Annotated in this window: 22 protein-coding genes and 1 riboswitch; of the genes, 18 read left to right on the top strand and 4 right to left on the bottom strand. The window is 42.2% G+C overall.

Annotated elements, in window-relative coordinates; all coding sequences use genetic code 11:
* Nucleotides 1-11: 11 nt before the first annotated feature.
* A complete protein-coding gene (locus T357_RS0105435) occupies nucleotides 12-788 on the bottom strand; it encodes a type III pantothenate kinase (protein ID WP_031549551.1) in 777 nt (258 codons plus the stop codon).
* A 90-nt stretch (nucleotides 789-878) separates the two neighbouring features.
* On the bottom strand, nucleotides 879-1,565 hold the full coding sequence (locus T357_RS0105430; protein ID WP_031549549.1) for an ECF transporter S component: 687 nt from the start codon (nucleotides 1,563-1,565) through the stop codon (nucleotides 879-881).
* A 402-nt stretch (nucleotides 1,566-1,967) separates the two neighbouring features.
* Here T357_RS0105430 and T357_RS0105425 point away from each other — a divergent pair, with 402 nt between their 5' ends.
* Together T357_RS0105425 and T357_RS0105420 are read left to right on the top strand one after the other, a co-directional pair.
* Nucleotides 1,968-2,648 (top strand): cyclodeaminase/cyclohydrolase family protein, encoded by a 681-nt coding sequence (locus T357_RS0105425; RefSeq protein WP_044916227.1) that lies wholly within the window; start codon nucleotides 1,968-1,970, stop codon nucleotides 2,646-2,648.
* Between the two features lie 142 nt (nucleotides 2,649-2,790).
* Nucleotides 2,791-3,636 (top strand): bifunctional 5,10-methylenetetrahydrofolate dehydrogenase/5,10-methenyltetrahydrofolate cyclohydrolase, encoded by an 846-nt coding sequence (locus tag T357_RS0105420; RefSeq protein ID WP_031549546.1) that lies wholly within the window; start codon nucleotides 2,791-2,793, stop codon nucleotides 3,634-3,636.
* A gap of 215 nt (nucleotides 3,637-3,851) precedes the next feature.
* Here T357_RS0105420 and thiT read toward each other — a convergent pair whose 3' ends face one another.
* Nucleotides 3,852-4,391: an energy-coupled thiamine transporter ThiT gene (gene thiT / locus T357_RS0105415; protein WP_044916225.1), complete on the bottom strand. Its 540-nt coding sequence runs from the start codon at nucleotides 4,389-4,391 to the stop codon at nucleotides 3,852-3,854.
* Nucleotides 4,392-4,439: 48 nt separating this feature from the next.
* Nucleotides 4,440-4,537, bottom strand: a riboswitch (TPP riboswitch).
* An 88-nt stretch (nucleotides 4,538-4,625) separates the two neighbouring features.
* Between thiT and T357_RS20045 the strand changes: the two genes are divergently transcribed.
* From T357_RS20045 to T357_RS0105345, 14 genes are all read left to right on the top strand, one after another.
* Entirely contained in the window at nucleotides 4,626-5,204 is a 579-nt protein-coding gene (locus T357_RS20045; protein ID WP_049962292.1) for a ComEA family DNA-binding protein, read from the top strand.
* Between the two features lie 217 nt (nucleotides 5,205-5,421).
* Nucleotides 5,422-5,802 carry an Asp23/Gls24 family envelope stress response protein gene (locus tag T357_RS0105405; RefSeq protein ID WP_031549540.1) on the top strand — a complete coding sequence of 127 codons (381 nt, stop codon included), beginning with the start codon at nucleotides 5,422-5,424 and terminating at the stop codon, nucleotides 5,800-5,802.
* A 96-nt stretch (nucleotides 5,803-5,898) separates the two neighbouring features.
* Nucleotides 5,899-6,447 (top strand): transcription antitermination factor NusB, encoded by a 549-nt coding sequence (nusB, locus tag T357_RS19040; protein WP_044916223.1) that lies wholly within the window; start codon nucleotides 5,899-5,901, stop codon nucleotides 6,445-6,447.
* 3 nt (nucleotides 6,448-6,450) lie between these two features.
* On the top strand, nucleotides 6,451-7,785 hold the full coding sequence (xseA, locus tag T357_RS0105395; protein ID WP_031549538.1) for an exodeoxyribonuclease VII large subunit: 1,335 nt from the start codon (nucleotides 6,451-6,453) through the stop codon (nucleotides 7,783-7,785).
* Nucleotides 7,786-7,889: 104 nt separating this feature from the next.
* Nucleotides 7,890-8,126, top strand: coding sequence for an exodeoxyribonuclease VII small subunit (locus T357_RS19035; protein WP_242840065.1), 237 nt, complete (start codon nucleotides 7,890-7,892; stop codon nucleotides 8,124-8,126).
* Complete coding sequence (locus T357_RS0105385; protein ID WP_155991257.1) at nucleotides 8,104-9,087, top strand: polyprenyl synthetase family protein; 984 nt, start codon at nucleotides 8,104-8,106, stop codon at nucleotides 9,085-9,087. The genes T357_RS19035 and T357_RS0105385 overlap by 23 nt, the downstream gene beginning before the upstream one ends.
* Nucleotides 9,088-9,102: 15 nt before the next feature.
* Complete coding sequence (dxs, locus tag T357_RS0105380; RefSeq protein WP_031549532.1) at nucleotides 9,103-10,986, top strand: 1-deoxy-D-xylulose-5-phosphate synthase; 1,884 nt, start codon at nucleotides 9,103-9,105, stop codon at nucleotides 10,984-10,986.
* A 2-nt stretch (nucleotides 10,987-10,988) separates the two neighbouring features.
* The gene (locus tag T357_RS0105375; protein ID WP_031549530.1) at nucleotides 10,989-11,807 is read left to right on the top strand and encodes a TlyA family RNA methyltransferase; all 819 of its coding nucleotides are present in this window, start codon (nucleotides 10,989-10,991) and stop codon (nucleotides 11,805-11,807) included.
* A 173-nt stretch (nucleotides 11,808-11,980) separates the two neighbouring features.
* Nucleotides 11,981-12,799: an NAD(+)/NADH kinase gene (locus T357_RS0105370; protein WP_031549528.1), complete on the top strand. Its 819-nt coding sequence runs from the start codon at nucleotides 11,981-11,983 to the stop codon at nucleotides 12,797-12,799.
* A 53-nt stretch (nucleotides 12,800-12,852) separates the two neighbouring features.
* Nucleotides 12,853-13,302 (top strand): arginine repressor, encoded by a 450-nt coding sequence (argR, locus tag T357_RS0105365; RefSeq protein ID WP_031549526.1) that lies wholly within the window; start codon nucleotides 12,853-12,855, stop codon nucleotides 13,300-13,302.
* A gap of 49 nt (nucleotides 13,303-13,351) precedes the next feature.
* Nucleotides 13,352-15,016 carry a DNA repair protein RecN gene (recN, locus tag T357_RS0105360; RefSeq protein WP_031549524.1) on the top strand — a complete coding sequence of 555 codons (1,665 nt, stop codon included), beginning with the start codon at nucleotides 13,352-13,354 and terminating at the stop codon, nucleotides 15,014-15,016.
* A gap of 84 nt (nucleotides 15,017-15,100) precedes the next feature.
* Complete coding sequence (gene glgA, locus T357_RS0105355; protein ID WP_031549522.1) at nucleotides 15,101-16,546, top strand: glycogen synthase GlgA; 1,446 nt, start codon at nucleotides 15,101-15,103, stop codon at nucleotides 16,544-16,546.
* A gap of 6 nt (nucleotides 16,547-16,552) precedes the next feature.
* The gene (locus tag T357_RS0105350) at nucleotides 16,553-17,011 is read left to right on the top strand and encodes a divergent PAP2 family protein (RefSeq protein ID WP_031549520.1); all 459 of its coding nucleotides are present in this window, start codon (nucleotides 16,553-16,555) and stop codon (nucleotides 17,009-17,011) included.
* Between the two features lie 70 nt (nucleotides 17,012-17,081).
* Nucleotides 17,082-18,017: a peptidylprolyl isomerase gene (locus T357_RS0105345; protein ID WP_442944862.1), complete on the top strand. Its 936-nt coding sequence runs from the start codon at nucleotides 17,082-17,084 to the stop codon at nucleotides 18,015-18,017.
* A 150-nt stretch (nucleotides 18,018-18,167) separates the two neighbouring features.
* Here the strand turns inward: T357_RS0105345 and T357_RS0105340 are convergent, their stop codons facing one another.
* On the bottom strand, nucleotides 18,168-19,025 hold the full coding sequence (locus tag T357_RS0105340) for a DegV family protein (protein WP_031549517.1): 858 nt from the start codon (nucleotides 19,023-19,025) through the stop codon (nucleotides 18,168-18,170).
* Between the two features lie 320 nt (nucleotides 19,026-19,345).
* On the opposite strand from T357_RS0105340, the gene T357_RS0105335 reads away from it, so the two are divergent.
* A complete protein-coding gene (locus tag T357_RS0105335; protein WP_031549515.1) occupies nucleotides 19,346-20,827 on the top strand; it encodes a polysaccharide deacetylase family protein in 1,482 nt (493 codons plus the stop codon).
* A gap of 217 nt (nucleotides 20,828-21,044) precedes the next feature.
* Nucleotides 21,045-21,353, top strand: a complete 309-nt coding sequence (locus T357_RS0105330) for a YerC/YecD family TrpR-related protein (protein WP_029200564.1) — start codon at nucleotides 21,045-21,047, stop codon at nucleotides 21,351-21,353.
* Nucleotides 21,354-21,374: the final 21 nt, after the last annotated feature.

Here is a 21,374-nt window from a genome sequence, read left to right as displayed (position 1 = left end):
TCCTGAAGTTTTTATTTGATGGTCTTGTGATACAGTATTTCGAGACCGTTCAGCAATAGATCCGGTTCAAAACAGACCTCGTTCTTCAGCCAAGGCAGGATAAGTTTCCCCAGTCCCCCTGTGAGAACCAGAGGTAGTTTATTCTTTGGGAGACCAATCTCCTCAGCCACCCGGTCATGAATTCCGTCGATCATGGCAGCTGTGCCAATGACTTCTCCGTTAATCATACACGAAACCGTGTCATCCCCCAAGAGCTTTTCAGGTGCATCAGCAGTGAGCTTCGGAAGCTGGGCAGTCTTTTCTGCTTCAGCATCCAGGCTCAGCTGTATCCCTGCCGAAATCATGCCGCCAATGAAATAACCCTCACTATCGATGGTGGACATGGTGGTACAGGTACCGAGATCATAAACCATTACGGGAGCACCATATTTTGTAACCGCAGCCAGCATATCCACAAGTCTGTCCATGCCGAGAAGAGACATATCGTAATTTCTGACAGGGATGTCAATGTTCTGTTTGCTTGCAATCTTCGGTACCTTTCCTATAAGTCTCTTTATCGCGGAAACAAGTATAGGGTTAATGTCCGGCACAACCGAAGATATTATGGAACCCTCAATCTCCGAAGGAGAAACAGAATTCTTATCAAGGATAGTCTGAAGCTCATTCATGAAGCTAAGCTGATCCCATCTCTGTTTGGTAACTGCTCTGTCCTGAAAAAGCTTTGTGCCATTTTCAAAAACACCTATAACGATATTTGAATTACCAACATCTATCAAAAGAATTTTCATAATAATCCTCATTCCGCCTATTACTGCCGGCGGAAAAAATACCAGTCAAATATAAAATTTGACTGGTATAAATTAATCATTTAATAAAATTTATTTTGCTGCAATTCGTGATTTGATAAGTGCTGTCACAACGATAGGAACGATAACAGCAGCAACGATCATTTCAGGAACACCGTTTCCAAATACTATGCCAAGTATCACTCCGAGAACCTGGTCAACCGGGATGTTATTGGCTGCGGCATAAGCACTCTTAAATACCACATAGATGGTGCCCATAACAAGACCTGTGTTTGTGAAAGCTCCCACAGCGCCGCATAAAACCAGAACAGCAAAGCGGATTGCATCATTCATCTTGGGAAGAACCTTGCTGAATGCTTTGTAAACAAGCCATGGTGTAACACCAACAAGCATACGAGGTACAAAACATATGAACAGAGCCCATGGTGATCCGTGTGAAAGACCCGGAACAGGAACTGTCGGTGTAAATGCAAATGAAAGGATACTTGGAGCCATGATGTTCTTAAAAAGACTTGTTGCTCCGAAAAGGAATCCAAGGAAAGCACCCTTCTTAGGTCCCATAAGGATTCCGCCGATGATGACCGGCACATGTAAGATAGTAGCTTTGATGAGAGGCAGGTCAATGATGCCAAACGGGGTGAATGCCATGATCAGCACAATGGCTGTAAACATTGACATGATGGAAAGGTCACGCACCTTGCCGGAAACATTGATACCAACCTGTGACTGAGTGGTTGAAGTTGATACATTATTATTCATTTTTATCCTCCTGCTACGGTCTTTGACTTATAAGGCATCTGCCGAACGACTATCGTACGGAGTCCAATGCAAAGTATCGTGCAATTTCATTATGTCATTAGTTGACTTTTCTTGCAATGTTTTGGAATGGACTTTTTGGCATACAAGATATAGATATTTAAAAGGAAATATACATGATATTTGGTTAACATGTATATGAGCATTAAATATAGCAATGATGCTTGCTACTTTAATAAAATATCCGTTATACTTTCCTCATCTGTTAATGCCGCTTTTTGAGCCATACTATCTGACAAACTTGTTCATAGCTTAAGGGCTCTGTATAAGCATTATCTTTAAATCTATATCTGACATGTAAATGTAGATTATATCGCTGATAATTTAATTATGGAGGATCAGGACATGACAGCAGGAGATACAGTATTAAAAGAATATCTGTCTAAGCTCGGGGCGAAGGAATCGGTCCCGGGAGGGGGAGGCGCCAGTGCACTTTCAGGAGCCTATGGCGTAAGCCTCGGACTTATGGTCTGTGCATTCACAAGCGGTAAAAAGAAGTACGCTGACTTTGAGCCGGAGCTTATCAGAATACAGGAAAAACTCACTAAACTGAGAGAGGATTTTCTGAAGCTTTCAGATGAAGATGAAGAAGTGTTCTATCCCCTCAGCAAAGCCTACGGACTTCCCGAGGACACAGTGGAGGAAAAAGATTATAAAGAAACAACTCTCGAAACCTGCCTGTCCAATGCTTCCATGACACCCATAAAAGTTATGGAAAAAGCCTGTGAAGCTCTTATCTATATGCAGCAGCTAGCGGATAACGGCTCAAAGCTTATGCTTAGCGACGTTGGAGTGGGAGTTTCATTTTTGAATACAGCCATCGAAGGAGCTGTGATGAATGTTTACATCAATACCAAAATGATGAAAAACACTAACCGCATGATTGAGCTCAATGAATATGCAAGAAAGCTGCTTCTGGACGGAACTTCCAGAGCGAGACTCATCTATGAACAGGTTGAAAGCACCATTAAACCAAAGTATGATGATGGGGATAAAATAGAAAGAAATAAAGTAGATTTCAGCTGACAATTAAATCGGAACAAATTGATTTCAGCTGATAGTTAAATCTGAACAGGTTGGGTTTTGGTCAGATAGCTCTGTTTTGCAGAAGGATGCCGGGACCTGAAACTGAACCAGGCACAATATAATTATCATATAAAGGAGAAAAATGAAAGAATTAAGAGGAAAGCTTATTGCAGACAGAATAAAGGGCGAATGCCTGGACTTTGTGGGAAAGTACAACGGAATCCTTCCGGCTCTCGCAGTACTGAGAGTAGGTGAGAAGGAAGACGACATCGCCTATGAAAGAAGCATCAAAAAACGATTTGTGGATTACGGACTGGAAGTAAAGGATTATGAGCTTCCGGCAAACTGCACCAACGAAGAATTCCAGGAAGTCTTTGACTTCATAAATGATGACCCTGAAATCCAGGGAATCCTTGTTATGAGACCTCTTCCCGCACAGATAGACGAAGAGGCAATGCTGAAAAAAATGAATCCTCTAAAGGATCTTGATGGAATTACAGATGCCAATGTTGCCGGTGTGATGCGTGGTGACAAGCATGCATTTGCCCCCTGCACCGCACAGGCAGTTGTGGAAATCCTCAAGGACTACAATATCGAAATGGCCGGAAAGCGTGTCTGCGTAATCGGAAGATCCATGGTAGTAGGAAAACCCCTCTCCATGCTCCTTCTCAAAGAGAACGCCACAGTTACAGTCTGTCACTCAAAAACAGAAAACATCAAAGCCGTTGCCAGTGAAGCAGACATCGTAGTTGCCGCCATCGGTAAAGCCAAAAAAATAAGCAGCGGTTACGTCAGAGAAGATGCCACCGTCATTGATGTCGGAATTAACGTTGACGAACAGGGCAACCTCTGCGGAGACTGCGACTGGGATCAGATCGTCCTCAAAGCCTCAGCCGCAACCCCCGTCCCCGGCGGCGTAGGTACCGTAACCACTGCCGTCCTTGCCCAGCACCTCGTCGAAGCCACAAAACTCCAGAAAAACCTTTAATGATTATTTATGTAAACAGCACCAAGGTGGTCTTGCCTACTCTTAGGTGCTGTTATTTGCATCCATAAATATCCAGAAATAAAACATATGCCCGAGCCGGTCTTTCAGACTGCTCGGGCATTTTCACATTCATATATAGTCTAAAAACAGACATTGTTAAAATCATTTTTTAGTACTACAATACACCAATACATCCCTTAAGGTCCGGTTTATCACTAACCCTGCGTAGCCACCGTAGCCTTCACTCTGTCAAACGCATGGAATACCGAAGTGGCCTTCAACAGCACAACAGTCACGAGCGCCTCAGCCCCGATGTAGATCAAATTGTAAACCGCAGAGTAAGCGGCCGGATTCCAACCACTCCAGGCATATTCGCCCCAGAAAACCCAACCTGATAAGAAAGAAAAGAACCATCTAAGACAACAGGCTGCCAGATATCCGATGAACAGCCCATTCTTCCTGCTGCAGAAGAAACCTGACACACCAAAAGCACCAAAAGCAAGAATGTAATCAAGGATAACCTGCACAGGTGAAAGAACAAAAGGCTCCAGAATAAACTGGAGAATTCCATAAGTTACACCGGAAACGAGACCGACTACAGGTCCGAAAAGAAAACCCGGAAGAGTTGCGAAAAGCATGGAACATAGAGTGATAGCTCCGCCCGTAGGAAATTCAAAGACCTTGATCATTGAAGTTACGGTAGCCAGTGCGATGCAAAGCGCACAGTAAGCGAGTGTTCTGACATTTTTTGACATAAAAAAAACCTCCTTAAAATGGAGGGGCAGACTACTATCCGGACATGGATAGTCAGATATTTGCTTCCCTACGCAGGTACTAACCTGATCAGGTAAAAAGGGTTGATCCTTAGATCATCTCAGCAAAAGCGCCCCTAGCGTTTACATAGAAATTATAAGCTATGAGGAAAAACTGTCAAGTTAAATCTGGTTGCATAAAAGTAATATTTAATATAAAGAAAGTGAATAAAATATATGACTGAAAAGAATAAATATAAACTGCAAAAAAAACTCGAGAAAGTAAAACAACTGATAATTATAGGCTTGATGGTATTATGCGGACTATGGTATGTGACCAAAGGCAGGGAAAAGGATAATTCAGCCTATGCCTTCTCGGAACAGAAGTCTTCAAAGATTATTATAGAAAAAGAAGGATACGGAGTGGATTCCGAGAATGAAGATTCGGGAAAGAATCGTGGTAAAGAATCAACTGAATTTTCATCAGCAGATGAAGAATTCTCAAATGTTGAAAGTCTGGAAGGATTGATTGATGCAGACTCGGATGAGAAAGTACAAAATAATAAAGAATCTGATGGATCAGATGATATCGAAACCCTGGCATCTGCGGATAATGATTCCGGAGATCGCATCAATCTTAACAGTGCCACTCAGAAGGAACTTGAATCTCTTCCGGGAGTCGGACCGGCAACCGCCAAAAACATTATCGATTACAGGGAAAAGTATGGTGGGTTTGCGGATATCGAAGAAATAAAAAATGTAAAGCGAATAGGAGACAAGACCTATGAGAAACTGAAAGAATATATAACGGTCTAAGCTACGGCACATACTTTCACCGGCTTATCAAAGATAAATTCGGAGTCAGGTTTTTGTATAAAAGATTCCCTAATGCATAATATACAGAATTGTGCTATCATAGACGCAAGATTACAAAAAAATTTGTCGGACTATGCCTAAATCTGAAAATATTCTGTACAAATCAGGCAGATGTCTGTAAAATGTGCATTTGCACAACTTTTAAGGGAGGCTCTTAATGGAACAGAATCAGGAGAGAATGACTCACGTTGTATATTCAAAAGATGATGATGGTCAGGTGATAATCGCAGATGAGGTTGTTGCCATCATCGCAGGCATTGCTGCCACAGAAACAGAGGGTGTTGATTCCATGGACGGAGGATGGTCAGGTGAGATCATTTCCAGAATGGGTATCAAGGACCTCAGTAAGGGAGTTACCACCAGCATAGAAGAAGGACATGTATCCGTAAATTTAAGTCTCAATGTTAAATATGGTTACTCCATACCTGAGGTATCAAAGAACGTACAGGAAAAGGTTGTTCAGGCCATAGAATCCATGACAGGACTTAACGTGCTTGATGTTAATGTTAAGATTTCCGGCGTTGTCACCACAGAGTAAAGTTCAAAAATTATACTATCGAAAGGTATAACTATTGATCGTAAACAAATGACTAAATCATTTGCAATATAGAAATAATATATAGATAGGACAGATATGAATAAGCGAGAAGAAAGAGATCACAAATTTAAACTTCTTTTCTCCACACAGTTTTATCCCGGAGATGAGATCCCTGCACAGATGGAGAGCTATTTTGCTTCACCTGATTATGAAGACGGCGATGTACTCTTCAGGGTTGAGAATGTTTCCGAGGAAGAACAGCAGGAACTTGAAGCTGCAGTACAAAAGATCGTAGATAAGCTTCCTGAACTTGATGAAAGGATCAATTCATCAGCTGAAGGCTGGAAGACAGACCGTATGACAAAAACTGATCTTACAGCCATACGTCTCGCGCTTTATGAGATAAGCTATGATGACGACATCCCCGAGAAGGTAGCTATAAACGAAGCCATAGAGCTTGCTAAAAAGTATGGTGGTAACGAATCAGGATCTTTCGTTAACGGAGTTCTTGCAAGACTTGTTGATGGCAGCCGTGAGTCTACCAGAGTAGAAAAAGCTCCCCGTAAGCTTCAGGGCGAGATAACAGAAAAGAAGTCTTCGGAAGGTAAGAGTGTTCATATCCTTATCAATAAGAATAATAAGTAAGTTATGAATAAGCCGAATCGAGCATATTCAGTATCACAGCTGAATCGCTATATTGCCAATATGTTCGCTCAGGATTTTGCCCTTTCAGGCATTACCATAAAAGGCGAGATATCAAATCTGAAATATCATTCTTCAGGTCATATTTACTTTACTTTAAAAGATACAGCTTCGCAGATTTCCGGCATCATGTTTGCCGGAGATCGTGCGGGGCTTCAGTTTAAGTTAGAGGATGGCATGAGTGTCCTTTGCACCGGAAATGTAGGTGTATATGAAAAGGGCGGAAGTTATCAGATTTATGCCAAAAGCTTCACCGCAGACGGACTTGGAGATCTCTATGTAAAGTTTGAACAGCTGAAAAAAGAACTTTCCGAAATGGGGATGTTTGATGAAATGTATAAGAAACCGATTCCCCAATATGCCGGAAAGATAGGTGTGGTTACTGCCAAGACCGGTGCAGCTGTAAGAGATATCATTCAGATTGCGAAAAGACGTAATCCATATGTAGATATCACTCTGTATCCGGCACAGGTTCAGGGCGAAGGTTCCGCCGAGTCTATAGTCAGAGGCATTAAAACTCTGGATCTTATGGGACTTGATGTCATTATCGTCGGAAGAGGCGGAGGCTCCATCGAGGACCTTTGGGCATTTAATGAAAGAATAGTGGCACAGGCAATATTTGATGCCGACACACCTGTGATTAGTGCTGTAGGTCATGAAACAGATACCACAATTGCCGATTTTGTTGCTGATCTGAGAGCTCCAACCCCCAGTGCTGGAGCCGAACTGGCTGTATTTGATCTTGATAAACTTTTTAATGATCTTTCAGGTTACCGGGCAACTCTGGATGCTTCCATGTCAGAGCATATTCTGGATGAACGCCAAAAGCTTTCCATGTATAAGCTGAAGATCAATCAGCATAGTCCCAAGTCTATTCTCAGCGAGTATCAAAAGAGGGAGATACTGTATAAAAATGAGCTGAAGCAGCTTATGCAGGATAAACTGACCGACGAAAAAGAACGGTTAAAGGATTATGATGAGTTTAAAAACATCATGAGAGACCGCCTGCTAAAGTCAAGAAACAGACTCAGAGATTATGAACATCTGCCTTCTGTCATGAGGCAGAGTATTGAGAAATCAAAACACAGACTTTTGATCCATACTGAAAAGCTTGAAGCGGTAAGTCCTTTACGTAAGCTATCCTCAGGTTACGGATATCTTCAAAATGAAGACGGAGGCAAGGTTTCAAGTGTGAAAGATGTAAGCATTGGCTCAGTTATCACAACAACCTTGAAGGACGGCAGCATCAAGAGCAGAATTGAATCTGTTAATGAATCCTGATCTGTAAAGGTGATTAACGTTTGTTAATTAAAAATGTTGAATGTGACAGAAAGAATTTACGTTTTTAAATCAATAAGATTTTCCGGGAGGAACGATGTATGCCGGTGAAAAAGAAAAATCCTTATGTAAATGGCGTTGAGGCTGATGAAAATAAAAAACCTTTAAATGAAGTATTTTCGGAACTTGATGAGATCCTTGAAAGTATGGAAACAGAAGACAGCCTTGAGAAGACCTTTGAAATGTATAAAAAAGGTGTGTCTCTTCTGAAGGAGGCTTCTCTAAGTATCGATAAGATTGAAAAACAGGTAAAGGTGTTGGATGAAGATGGAATTCTCTCATGAATTTGAGCTTACAGTTAAGAATATAAATGAAATTATAGAGTCATATCTTCCTGAGCGGGAGGGCCTCCAGAAGCTTGTTATCGATGCCATGGATTATTCAGTTGAGGCAGGCGGAAAACGCATAAGACCCATGCTAATGCTGAAAAGCTTTGAGCTTTATAAAGATATGATGAGCAATGAAAAATACGAGTTCCTTCTCCCGGTGGTTCATTCCTTTATGACTGCGCTGGAGATGATCCACACTTTCAGCCTCTGTCATGATGACCTTCCATGCATGGATAATGATAAATACAGAAGAGGAAGGGAGTCTACCTGGTATAAGTATGGGGAGGATATGGGTACTCTTGCAGGAGACGGACTGACACTCTACGCCTTTGAACTGGTTTCCGGGGTATTTGACCGGCAGCTTAAAAAAGTGAGATCAGGAGAGACTGATGTCCCGGCCGAAACATTGGCGGAATCCTCTCAGGCATTTGTGAAAGCCGTAAATATCCTTTCCGGTAAATCCGGTATCTACGGAATGCTGGGCGGCCAGTCAGTTGATGTAGAGATGACAGGAAAAGCCTTAAGTGATGAGCAGCTTATGTTCATTTACAGATTAAAGACCGGTGCACTTCTCCAGTGCGCTCTTATGATCGGAGCAGAACTCGGGGGAGCTTCGGAGGATGATCTGAAAAAGCTTTCCGGTATCGGCGAAAAGATAGGCGTAGCCTTCCAGATACAGGATGATGTTTTAGACGAAACAAGTACAGTGGAAGAACTTGGAAAACCTATACATTCTGATGAAGAAAATCAGAAAACCACCTATGTTTCCATTTACGGACTTGAAAAAGCCGGAGCTGAGGTGAAAAAACTTTCCCATGAAGCTATTGACAGTTTCACAGAGTTAGAGGGTGTCAATGAAGACGCCCGGGCCTTCCTCATTTCACTTACAGATCTTTTGATCCATCGTAAAAAATAAAAGAAAGTTATCGAAATGTTACTTGATGATATACACGGACCTGCTGATCTTAAGAAGCTAAATGATAAGGAGCTTCAGCAGCTTGCATCCGAAATCAGAAAATTCATAATAGAAAAAACATCTGAGTACGGCGGACATCTTGCGTCAAATCTCGGCGTAGTGGAGCTGACCATAGGTTTATTCAGAGCACTTGACCTTCCTAAGGATAAGATAGTATGGGATGTCGGACATCAGGCATACACTCATAAAATCCTTTCCGGCAGAAAGGACGATTTTGACGGGCTCAGACAGTACCATGGAATAAGCGGATTTCCGAAACGTGCAGAAAGTCCTTACGACTGCTTCGGAACCGGACATAGTTCCACCTCCATTTCTGCCGGTATGGGTATCGCTGAAGCCAGAGATATAAAAGGTGAAAACTATACAGTGGTTTCCGTTATAGGAGACGGTTCACTCACCGGTGGTCTCGCCTACGAAGGTCTCAACAATGCTTCCCGCATGAAGAAAAATTTTATAATTGTTCTCAATGACAACAAGATGTCTATATCCAAAAATGTAGGCGGAATGTCTAAGTATCTCAACGGTCTTCGTTCTGCCAGCGGGTATAACCGTCTGAAGGTTGATGTGGGAGGAACTCTTTTGAAAGTTCCTGTGGTTGGTGAAGCCCTCGTTCATCAGATACAGCAGGCAAAAAACTCTCTTAAGCAGCTGGTTATTCCGGGAATGCTTTTTGAGGATATGGGTATCACTTACCTCGGTCCTATAGACGGCCACAATATAAAAGAGGTTGAACGCACCATTAATGAGGCAAAACGCATCAATCATGCGGTCCTTGTTCATGTGATCACAAAGAAGGGCAAGGGCTATAAACCTGCGGAAAGATTCCCTGCAAGATATCACGGGGTTTCTCCTTTCAATGTTAATACCGGGAAGCCTCTCTCAAACGGAGGAAAGACCTACACAGAAGTATTCTCAGACAAAATATGTGAGCTTGCAAAGGACAATAAGAAGATTGTCGGAATCACTGCAGCTATGCCGGATGGTACCGGACTCACCAGATTTTCCGAGGAGTTCCCCAACAGATTTTTTGATGTGGGTATAGCTGAGCAGCATGCTGTAACCAGCGCTGCGGGCATGGCTTCCAACGGACTTAAGCCTGTATTTGCGGTTTACTCAAGCTTTTTGCAGAGGGCCTACGATCAGATAGTTCATGATGTCTGTCTTCAGAAGCTCCCTGTGGTTTTCTGCATTGACAGAGCAGGTCTTGTGGGTTCTGACGGAGAGACTCATCAGGGTATTTTTGACTACAGTTTCCTTACATCCATCCCTAACATGACTGTGATGGCACCTAAGAATGCAGGTGAACTTGAGATGATGATGGAATTTGCCATGAAGTATCCTCTTCCTATAAGCATCAGGTATCCGAGAGGCGTGGCTTATCAGGGTCTCAGTGAGTTTAAGGAGCCTATAGAGTATGGCAGGTCAGAGATAATATTTAAAGGAAAAGACATTGCCCTTTTTGCGGCAGGTTCCATGGTTTCCACCGCCGAACATATCAGAGATAAGGCGATAAAAAGAGGCTATGATCTGACTCTCATTAATGCCCGTTTTGTAAAACCCATAGATACCCATGTGATCGATGAACTTGTCAAGGATCATAAGGTCATAGTTACACTTGAGGAAAATGTCAAGCAAGGCGGCTTTGGCATACAGGTTGAGGCTTATGTTCATGAGAATCATCCCGGAACAAAAGTTGTCACAATTACCCTTCCCGACAAATATGTAGAGCATGGTAATGTTACAAAGCTCAGGGAAGGACTTCAGATTGACAGTGAATCAGTCATGAAGCTTCTGAGTGAAAAGGGCATCATTGATTTCGGATGTGAGGAAGAGGGATAATATTGAAAAAAGAAAGACTGGATGTTTTGCTTGTAAATAAGGGTCTTGCGGAATCAAGAGAAAAAGCAAAACGTACGATAATGGCAGGAATCGTATATGTTGACGGACAAAAGGAAGATAAGGCCGGAACAACATTTGATCCTGAGGTTTCAATTGAAGTAAGAGGAAATGTCCTTCCATATGTTTCGCGAGGAGGACTTAAACTTGAAAAAGCTATTAAAGAATTCGGTGTTTCCTGCGAAGGAAAGGTATGCCTCGACATAGGCGCCAGCACCGGAGGATTTACAGACTGCATGCTTCAGAACGGAGCAGTAAAGGTATTTGCCATAGACGTGGGACACGGACAGCTTGACTGGAAGCTCCGGAATGATGAACGCGTCGTATGTATGGAAAAAACCAACATCAGGTATGTGACACCTGAAGATCTCGGCGAGAAGGCAAGCCTTGTTTCCATCGATGTGAGTTTTATAAGTCTGAAGCTGGTGCTTCCCGTTGTTAAGACACTTATCAATGATGACTGCCAGGTGGTCTGCCTTATCAAGCCCCAGTTCGAAGCCGGAAGAGACCAGGTTGGGAAAAAGGGAGTTGTGCGGGATAAAAAGGTACACACAGAAGTTATTGAAAAGACATTGTCCTTTGCCTACTCCATAGGTTTCGTTCTTAAAGGACTTACCTTCAGCCCCATAAAAGGACCTGAAGGCAATATCGAGTATCTTGCGGAACTTGTGCCCGGGGAAAGCGAAGAAACAGATCTTACATGGCTTCATGATGAGGCAGTAAAGATCGTTGATGCGTCACATGATATGCTGGACATAAAGTGATTATTGATGCGTCACACGATATTCCGGACATAAAGTGATTGTTGATACTTCATATGATTTGCCGGACATAAAAAAATAATACACTGTAACTCTGGCTTGAAGAATACTTCCTGAGAACAAAAATCTCAGGGGACTGCCAAGCTAAATCAGATCTGATAATAAACGAGACTAACATGAATGTAATACTGGTTGTGAATAAAAGTAAAACAGAAGCTCTGGATTTTCTGAAGACTGTAGAAGAGTACCTTGATTCAAGGGGAGTTCATCACAGGGCCCTTCTTCAGGAAAATTACACAAGAGACGATTTCAATGATGCTGATGCCATTGTCAGCATCGGCGGGGACGGCACCATGCTGAGGATTGCCGGAGTACTGAGAGGCCAGGATACCCCTATGCTTGGTATCAATGCAGGGCACCTGGGATATCTCACTGAAGTATCCACAAAGGAACAGATACCGGAAGCTCTGGACAGACTTATAAGACATGATTATCTGAGAGATGTAAGAGGAATGCTCCACGGAAGTCTCAGACGTAACGGTGAAGTCATAGGCAGGGGAACCGCACTTAACGAAATACTAATCACCCGCAGTAAAGGCATCATGGTCTCTAAGTTTTCGGTTGTCTGTGACGGGAAGTTTTTAAGCAGCTATATAGCGGACGGAATTCTTTTTGCCACCCCCACAGGCTCAACAGCCTACAATCTTTCTGCAGGAGGACCTATAGTGGCACCGGGATCACCGGTGATCATCATGACTCCCATATGTGCCCACAGTACGAGCAGCAGACCAGTTGTGTTACCGTCTTCAAGCCGTATAGAGATTACCATCGAATCCCACGGAGAGATGGTGGCCTTTGACGGTGAGCATGTGATAGAGCTTCAGGAAGGTGATCTCGTTACCGTACGTAAAGCAAATGAGCTTACAACCCTTATAAAACTAAGAGAAGGAAGCTTCCTTGAGACTCTAAGGGAAAAGCTGGACAGTGAACGCTGACCATTAAACAATAACAGAAACTATCGGGATAAAGCAGACGAAGGAGAGCTGAGATGAAGAAATCACGGCACCAGAAAATAATTGAGCTTGTTGGTCGCATGCGCATAGGTACACAGGAAGAGCTTGCGGATATTCTGATAAAAGAAGGATATAAGGTTACTCAGGCAACTGTATCAAGAGATATTAAGGAGCTTAAGCTCAGTAAGGTTGCGGGCAATGACGGAGTCCAGTACTACCAGATCATCGAAAAAGAGGAACAGGTATACTCTGAGAAATATATACGGGTTCTGAGGGAAGCTCTCATGAGCATGGATACAGCAGGAAACCTTCTGGTTATCCGTACCATGTCAGGCATGGCCAATGCAGTTGCTGCGGCATTGGACCAGTTCAGACTTGAGAAGATCGTCGGTACACTTGCGGGAGATGATACCATTATGTGTGCCATGAAAAATGCCCAGGATGCGGAAGACATAAAGAAACGTATCCAGGAAATAATGGGCTGATTTCTTATGATATTTACGGATGATAAATCAACTGAAAAGAGGAGACAAAATGCTATATCATCTACATGTAAAAGATCTTGCACTGATTGATTCTGCGGAGGTTGAGTTCGGACCGGGGCTCAATATCCTTACAGGTGAAACCGGTGCAGGTAAGTCCATATTGATTGGATCCATAAATCTGTGTCTTGGTTCCAAAGGAAGCAAGGATATGATCAGAAGCGGAAAGGAATCCGGCTTCGTCGAAATGGTTTTCGGAGGGCTCAGTAAACATCAGGAAGCAGAGATGCGTGCTCTTGATGTTGAGCCGGAGGACGGCCAGATAATCATCAAAAGAAAGATCTCCAACACAAGGTCGGAGATTAAGATTAATGATGAAACCGCAACTCTTTCGAAGCTTAGGAAGGTTGCCGAACTTCTGATAGACATTCACGGACAGCATGAACACCAGTCTTTGCTAAGGGATGGTTATCATCTTAAGGTCCTTGATGATTTCCAGATAAAGGATACTTCGGACTTAAGAAAAGACATAAACGATAAATATCATGAATACACCGCGCTAAAGGATAAGCTTTCGGGTTTTGATATGAACGAAGCCGAAAGACTCCGGGAACTGGATTTCCTTAAGTTTGAAATCGATGACATCGAGAAGGCAGAACTTAAGGAAGGCGAAGAAGAGGAGCTGTCCCAGAAATACAAGAAATACCAGAATATACAAAAAATCTACGGTTCTGTTCAGAAGGCAAGAGCTGTAATGGATGAGGTTGATTTCAGTACAGCCATAAAGTCCATACAGGATGCATTAAATTATGATGATAGTCTGCAGAACATAAGTGACAGTCTTTATGACCTTCAGTCAATTTCCGAAGATACCATAAGGGACCTAGATCATTATCTCGATAATAATGATTTTGACGAGGAAGACTTTCAGGAGATCACAGAGCGACTTGATTATATCCGGGGAGTTATGGCGAAGTATGGCGGCACAGTCGAAAAAGCCGAAGCTGCTCTCGTAAAGAAACAGGAAAGACTCAGATTACTGGAAGATTATGATGAGGAAAGAGAGAAGTGCCAAAAGGCACTGAAAAAATCCGAAACAGAACTTTTAAAGCTTTGCGAAGAGCTGACAGCGAAAAGAAAAAAAGGTGCAGAGATACTGTGTGACAGGATACGTACCGAGATGACTGAAATGGGATTCCTGGATGTTCGTTTTGATATGGCATTTTCAGAGCTGAAGGAACCCGGCTCCAACGGAAAGGATGAGGTACATTTTGTTGTCAGCCTGAACCCGGGAGAACCGGTGAGACCTTTAAGTGAAGTTGCATCCGGCGGTGAGCTGAGCCGCATCATGCTTTCCATAAAAACAGTGCTGGCTGATACAGATGAGATACCTACTCTTATTTTCGATGAGATTGATACCGGTATCTCCGGAAGAACGGCAGAGAAGGTATCTGAAAAGCTTAAAAAGATAGCACAGAATCATCAGGTTATATTGATAACCCATCTGCCTCAGATCGCGGCAAAAGCAGGTGTTCATTTCTGTATCGAAAAGCTTTCCGAGGACGGACATACCCATACAGATATCAGAAGACTTACAGATGATGAATCTGTCATGGAGCTTGCAAGACTTCTTGCCGGAGGAAGAGTTACAGATGCTGTTCTTGCCAATGCCAGGGAGCTTAAAAACCTTGCTAATGACACATTGAAAGAAGTATAATAAAAGAAGTTATATTGTGTTAATTCTTAAGTTAAATAAGATGATACAACAACCACATAATACAAGTTGGGAGGCTGCAAAAATATGAAGAATGTATTGATGCTTGCATCGGAGTCTGTTCCTTTTATCAAAACCGGCGGACTTGCCGATGTTGTTGGTTCTCTTCCTAAGACCATCGATAAGCGTTACTATGATTGTCGTGTAATGATTCCTAAGTACATGTGCATTCCATGGGAATGGCGTCAGAAGATGGAGTATGTTACACACTTTTACATGGATTATCTCGGGCAGTCCCGCTATGTAGGTGTTCTCAAATATGAAAAAGACGGAGTGACCTATTACTTTATTGATAATGAGTCATATTTCTCCGGAGACAGACCTTATGGAGACTGGTATTGGGATCTTGAGAAGTTCTGCTTTTTCTGTTATGCAGCTCTTTCAGCATTACCATTACTTGACTGGCATCCTGATCTGATTCATTGCCATGACTGGCAGACCGGTCTCGTACCTGTACTTTTACATGATAAGTTCGCAGGCGGAGAGTTCTATCGCTCCATCAAGTCGGTTATTACCATCCATAACCTTAAGTTCCAGGGTGTATGGGATGTAAAGACTATTCAGAGATTTACTCAGTTAAGTGATTACTATTTCACCTCCGATAAGATGGAATGCAAGAAGGATGGCAACCTCCTTAAGGGTGGTATAGTTTATGCTGATGCCATCACAACAGTTTCCGATACCTACGCAGAAGAAATAAAGATGCCATTCTACGGAGAAGGTCTCGATGGACTTCTCAGAGCAAGAGAGCATGATCTCCGCGGTATCGTTAACGGAATTGATTATGATGAGTGGAATCCGGAGACTGATAAATATCTGAATTTCAATTACGGTGCAAAGAATTTCCGCAAAGAAAAAGCGAGAAACAAGAAGGCTCTTCAGCAGGACTGGAATATGGATGTAGATCCCGGCAAGATGATGATCGGTATCGTATCCAGACTTACCGACCAGAAGGGACTTGATCTCGTTGAGTGTATCATGGACGAGCTTTGCCAGGACGATATCCAGTTTGTGGTTCTCGGAACCGGTGATGAGAAGTATGAGAATATGTTCCGTCATTACGGCTGGAAGTACAGTAATAAGGTATCTGCTCAGATTTATTATTCCAATGAAATAAGCCATAAGATTTATGGTGCATGTGATGCTTACCTCATGCCTTCACTTTTTGAGCCATGCGGTCTTTCACAGCTTATCGCACTTAGATACGGAACTGTTCCTATCGTCAGAGAAACAGGTGGTCTGAGAGATACAGTAGAGCCATTCAATGAGTACGAGGATAAGGGAACAGGATTCTCCTTCACCAATTACAATGCTCATGAAATGCTCAATACGATACGTTATGCAGAGAAGATCTACTATGATCGTAAGCGTGATTGGAACAAGATGGTAGATCGTGCCATGGCAACCGATTACTCATGGAGAACTTCTGCAATGAAGTATCAGGAATTATATGATTGGTTGATAGGATATTAATTTTAGATGGATTTTATAGTTGAGTTGTTAGATAATTATATGCTTGTAACTGCGATCAGTTCATGGTTTCTGGCGCAGGTTTTAAAAACCATGATTGATGCTTATTTTAATAAAAGCATCAACTGGGAAAGGATGACAGGATCAGGAGGCATGCCTTCCAGTCACTCTGCTTTTGTGGTTTCAATGACTACAGCGGCAGCCATAGAACATGGTGTATCCTCATCGATTTTTGCCATATGTTTTGTGCTTGCAAGTGTTGTTATGTATGATGCTACGGGAGTCAGGAGAGAGACGGGAAAACAGGCTGTTCTTCTCAATAAAATGTTGGAAGATAACCCCTTTAACTGGAAACCGGAAGAGTTTGAGATGAAACTCAAGGAGTATGTCGGACATACGCCATTGCAGGTGCTTATGGGAGCTCTTCTGGGTATCCTGGTAGCCTTTTCGGTAAAGACAAGATATTGAGGATTACGATACTAAACAACATATGATTATTACAAGATTAAAAAGAACGATATTGTATTTACTGAGCTGCATGCTTTTGGCATGCAGCTTAGTTTCGTGTAAAGGTGTTGAGATAACCGGCAGGACAGAAGCCATTGATGAGTATACGGAAGCTCAGTGCAGACTGGTTCTGTTTTCCGAAAGGAACAGGTATCAAAATGCTTTAGGCACATCTATTTGGGAGCTACCGCTTGAAGGTGAACTTGAGACCTCTTACGGACCTTATTTTGTTTCCAGGATGAAGGAGTTTCTTGAGGATATAAAAACATTAAACCTTATAGCTAAAGAGACCGGTATCGTAGCATCCACAGCCGATATGGATACCATAAGAAGAATCTCAGGAGAGTTTTATGACGGACTTACGGAAGCGGACAAAAACATCATGGGAAACTGTACGCTGGAAGATGTCATCACCATGTATAACGAGTATTTCCTGGCCTGTAAAACAGCTCAGTACCTTGTGTCCGAAGAAGATGAAGAAATAGCAGATGCCGATGTTAAGGTCATAAGGATTCAGGAAATCATAGTTTCAGATAAAGCAACCGCAGATGATCTTCTCGAAAAGGTTAATGTCAAAGGCGCCAACTTTGCATACTATGCGAGACAGAACAGCGAAGATACAGAAATTGAAAAGACAATTTCAAGAGCTGAAGAACAAAACGCACGATTCAATGCGGCCTTTGCCCTTGAACAGGGCGAGATATCCGGTGTTATCGAGCAGGATGGAAAGTTTCACATCATAAAATGTATCAATTCCTACGATGAGGAAGCTACCGCCGAAAATAAAGTCCTTATACAGAATGCCAGAAAGACAGAGGCTTTCTTTAAGACATTTAATGGCTATACCGATGAACATATCATCAGGTTCAGATCTGAATTCTGGAAAAATATAGACTTGTCTACAGGCAGCGATAGTAAAGCTGAGAATTTCTTTTCATTGTTTGATGAAAATGTAATCTTAGAATGATCATCTAAATTATATTTCATTTAAAAAGGACAGGATAGATGTTAAATCCGTTTATGGATTATAATGTCTATCCTGTCCTTGTTTATTTCTAAACCAAGATTTTAAATTGTGGAAGCCGACAGTCTGTTAACGAAACATAAGATTCTCTACTTATATAGCGATTACAACTCCGCCATCTTCGGCATATATTGTGGAAACACCCATGGTGTCCGCGATGACGATCCTTCTGAAGCTGGCAAGTTTCAGAAGCTCTTCTTTAACATATTCTGCACGTTCAGGACAATTAACGTGTGTGATGGTTAAAAGCTTATCCTTGGTGTTTTCGGGACCTCCAACACGCTCGATTGCCAGCTGAACCATACGTTTGATGGCCTTGTTGACACCTCTTTGCTGTTCGAGCTTATGTATAACTCCATGAATTGCAACCATTACAGGTTTTATATTAAGGGCAGTAGCCATAAATACCTTCACTGCGGAAAGTCGTCCATTTTTACGAAGATTTTCCAGAGACCCAAGCACAAATAAAATCTGCATGGTTTGTATCTTTTCCTCAATAAGGGTTACAACCTCGTCAAAGCTTTTACCGGCTTCTTTAAGTTCCTGTACACTTATACAGAGATTCAGCTCGCCTGCGGTTGCTGCGTCGGAGCTGAATACTTTTATCTTTTTGTTACTGTCAGGGAACTCTTCTTCATACATTTGTGCGCCCACAACAGCAGCCTGATAAGAACCTGAAAGATGTTCTGAAATGGTTAATATATAAACTTCGTCTGCATCACTGTCAACGATTGCCTGCTTGTAGGCTTCCGGAGAAGGACATGCAGTCTTGGCACCTTCACGTGATTCTCTTGACCGTTTAAGAAAATCCGCCTGATCAAAACTCTCATCATCAATAACAGAATAGGATGAACCTATCTCAAGAGTAAGGGGAACGATCAAAAAATGACCGTCTGCCTTAAGCTCCGGTGTCAGATCACAACAGCTGTCAGCAATAATTCTATAATCCATATTACCTCCACGTTTCATGACGTAGTTTTCATTACTACATATTATAGCAAATGAGAAAACCATGTCAATGACCTTGCCCTTAAGGTGAATTAGCGTTAAAATTAAAAATCGTATGTACTAAATTTAACAGATGAGGTTATGGATAAATGAGCCTGAAAAATTATTCAAGAAAAAACAGCCAGAATCGTGATGGCGATATCATAGATAATGTAACACGCATAAACCCCGAAGGATCCGGTCAGACACAGAGACAGGAACCCTCTTATCATAAGGATAATAATTATGGATTAAACAATGCTTCGGATTTGAATGATGATCCTATGGATGAAAGAGCATTTGAAGAACAGCTTCAAAGAAGACGTGAAGAAATCAGAAGCCGTCACAGAGAACGTTCGAGAAAACGTAAGATGAAACGCATCACATATACAATCATTGCGGTAGACATCATATTGTTACTGGTGCTTGGCATATTTATCGGAACAGGAAAACTTAATTTATCATCTGTTTTCGGAAAATCCGGAAACAGTGAAAAAACTGAAACTACAGCGACTGCTGAATCGGAAGCAGAGACAACCGCTCCCGCAGAGGAAGATCCTGCTATAGTTCTTACGGAACTCATAGCTCAGAGCGACAGACAGGCTATGATGTATGACTATGATGCTGCGGTAGAGACATTAAGTACATCGGAATATGCAGAGAGTCCTGAAGTACAGGCAAAGATACAGGAGTATGAAGCTCAGAAGGCAGCATGTGTTCCTTTTGACAACTCCCAGATAACACACGTTTTCTTCCATATTCTTTGCCAGGATACTGACAGAGCTTTTACAAACGATGCAGCCGGTAAGGATTTCAATCAGGTAATGACCACCATTCCTGAGTTTGAGGCTATCCTTCAGCAGATGTATGACAGAGGATATGTTCTTGTTGGTCTTCATGATATGGCTGAGATGCAGACACAGGAAGACGGCACCAGAAAGATGGTGAAGAAGCAGATAATGCTTCCTGAAGGTAAGAAAGCCTTTGTAATGTCTGAGGATGATGTTTGTTACTATGAGTATATGGAAGGTAAGGGCTTTGCGGACAAGATGGTTCTCGATGAGAACGGCAAGCTGAAGCTCCAGTACACAGACGCAGAGGGTAATGTTTCCATCGGTGATTATGATATAGTTCCTATACTTGATAACTTTGTTGAGGCTCATCCTGATTTCTCCTACAGAGGAGCAAAGGCTATCATGGCATTTACAGGCTACAATGGAGTCCTCGGTTATCGTACGGATGAAACCTATGACGAGTCTTCTGAGAATCGTGATCCGAAAATGAAGGCCAATCCAAACATTGCGGAAGACAGAGAGACTGTAAAGAAGCTTTTCCAGGCTCTTGTGGATGATGGTTATGAGCTTGCTTCCCACAGCTGGGGTCACATCAACTTTACTAATAGAGAGCTTGCAGACCTTCAGAGAGATACTGACAGATGGGAGCGTAATGTTGAGTCACTTATGCCCGGTAACTGCGATATCATCCTTTATCCTTTCGGAGCAGATATCGGAGACTGGCATCCCTATACAACGGAAAATGACAAGTTCAATATGCTTAAGGCCGCGGGATTTGATTATTTCTGTAATGTTGACTCAAATCCTGTATGGGTTCAGTATACTGAGGACGCCGTAAGACAGGGTCGTCGTAACCTGGATGGTTACAGATTGTGGATGGACTATTCAGGTGAAGACAACAAGCTTTCAGATATTCTGGATGCAAAAACTGTTTTTGATACAAGGCGTCCTACACCGATTACATGGAATTAAGGGCGTAATAGTTCAGCCGGGGCAGATGCCCCGGCTGAACTGTTACTGTATAATTGAAGTCGGAAATATGTATGCAATTTACTACTTGCAATGGAAAAATCTGAGTGCTATACTACTTTCATATACTAAAGTGTAAAAGCGCACAAATTAACGCGTGAAAATGCTAAAGTGCTTGTGCGTTTTAAACATTTTAAAATATAATAGCAGAGGTTTTGACATGAATGACAAATTAAAGACTAAGGAAGTAGACCATATATTCGACGCAATACTCACTTTGAAATCAAAGGAAGAGTGCTATAAATTTTTTGAAGATGTTTGTACCATCAATGAGCTTCTCAGTATGGCACAGCGTTATGAAGTTGCAAAGATGTTAAGAGAGGGTGAAACTTATCTGAACATTGCTAAGGCTACAGGTGCTTCAACAGCAACTATTTCAAGAGTTAACAGGTCACTGAACTATGGTGCAGACGGTTATGATATGGTATTTGAGAGACTTGGATTTGAGGATAACCTGAAGAAGAAATAAAAAGATGCAGCCGAATCGGCT

Origin of the sequence: Oribacterium sp. FC2011 (assembly GCF_000701645.1) — a bacterium.
Classification (GTDB): Bacteria; Bacillota; Clostridia; order Lachnospirales; family Lachnospiraceae; genus Oribacterium.
Note: the sequence above shows the minus strand (reverse complement) of the source record. Positions and strands in the feature narration are given on the sequence as shown.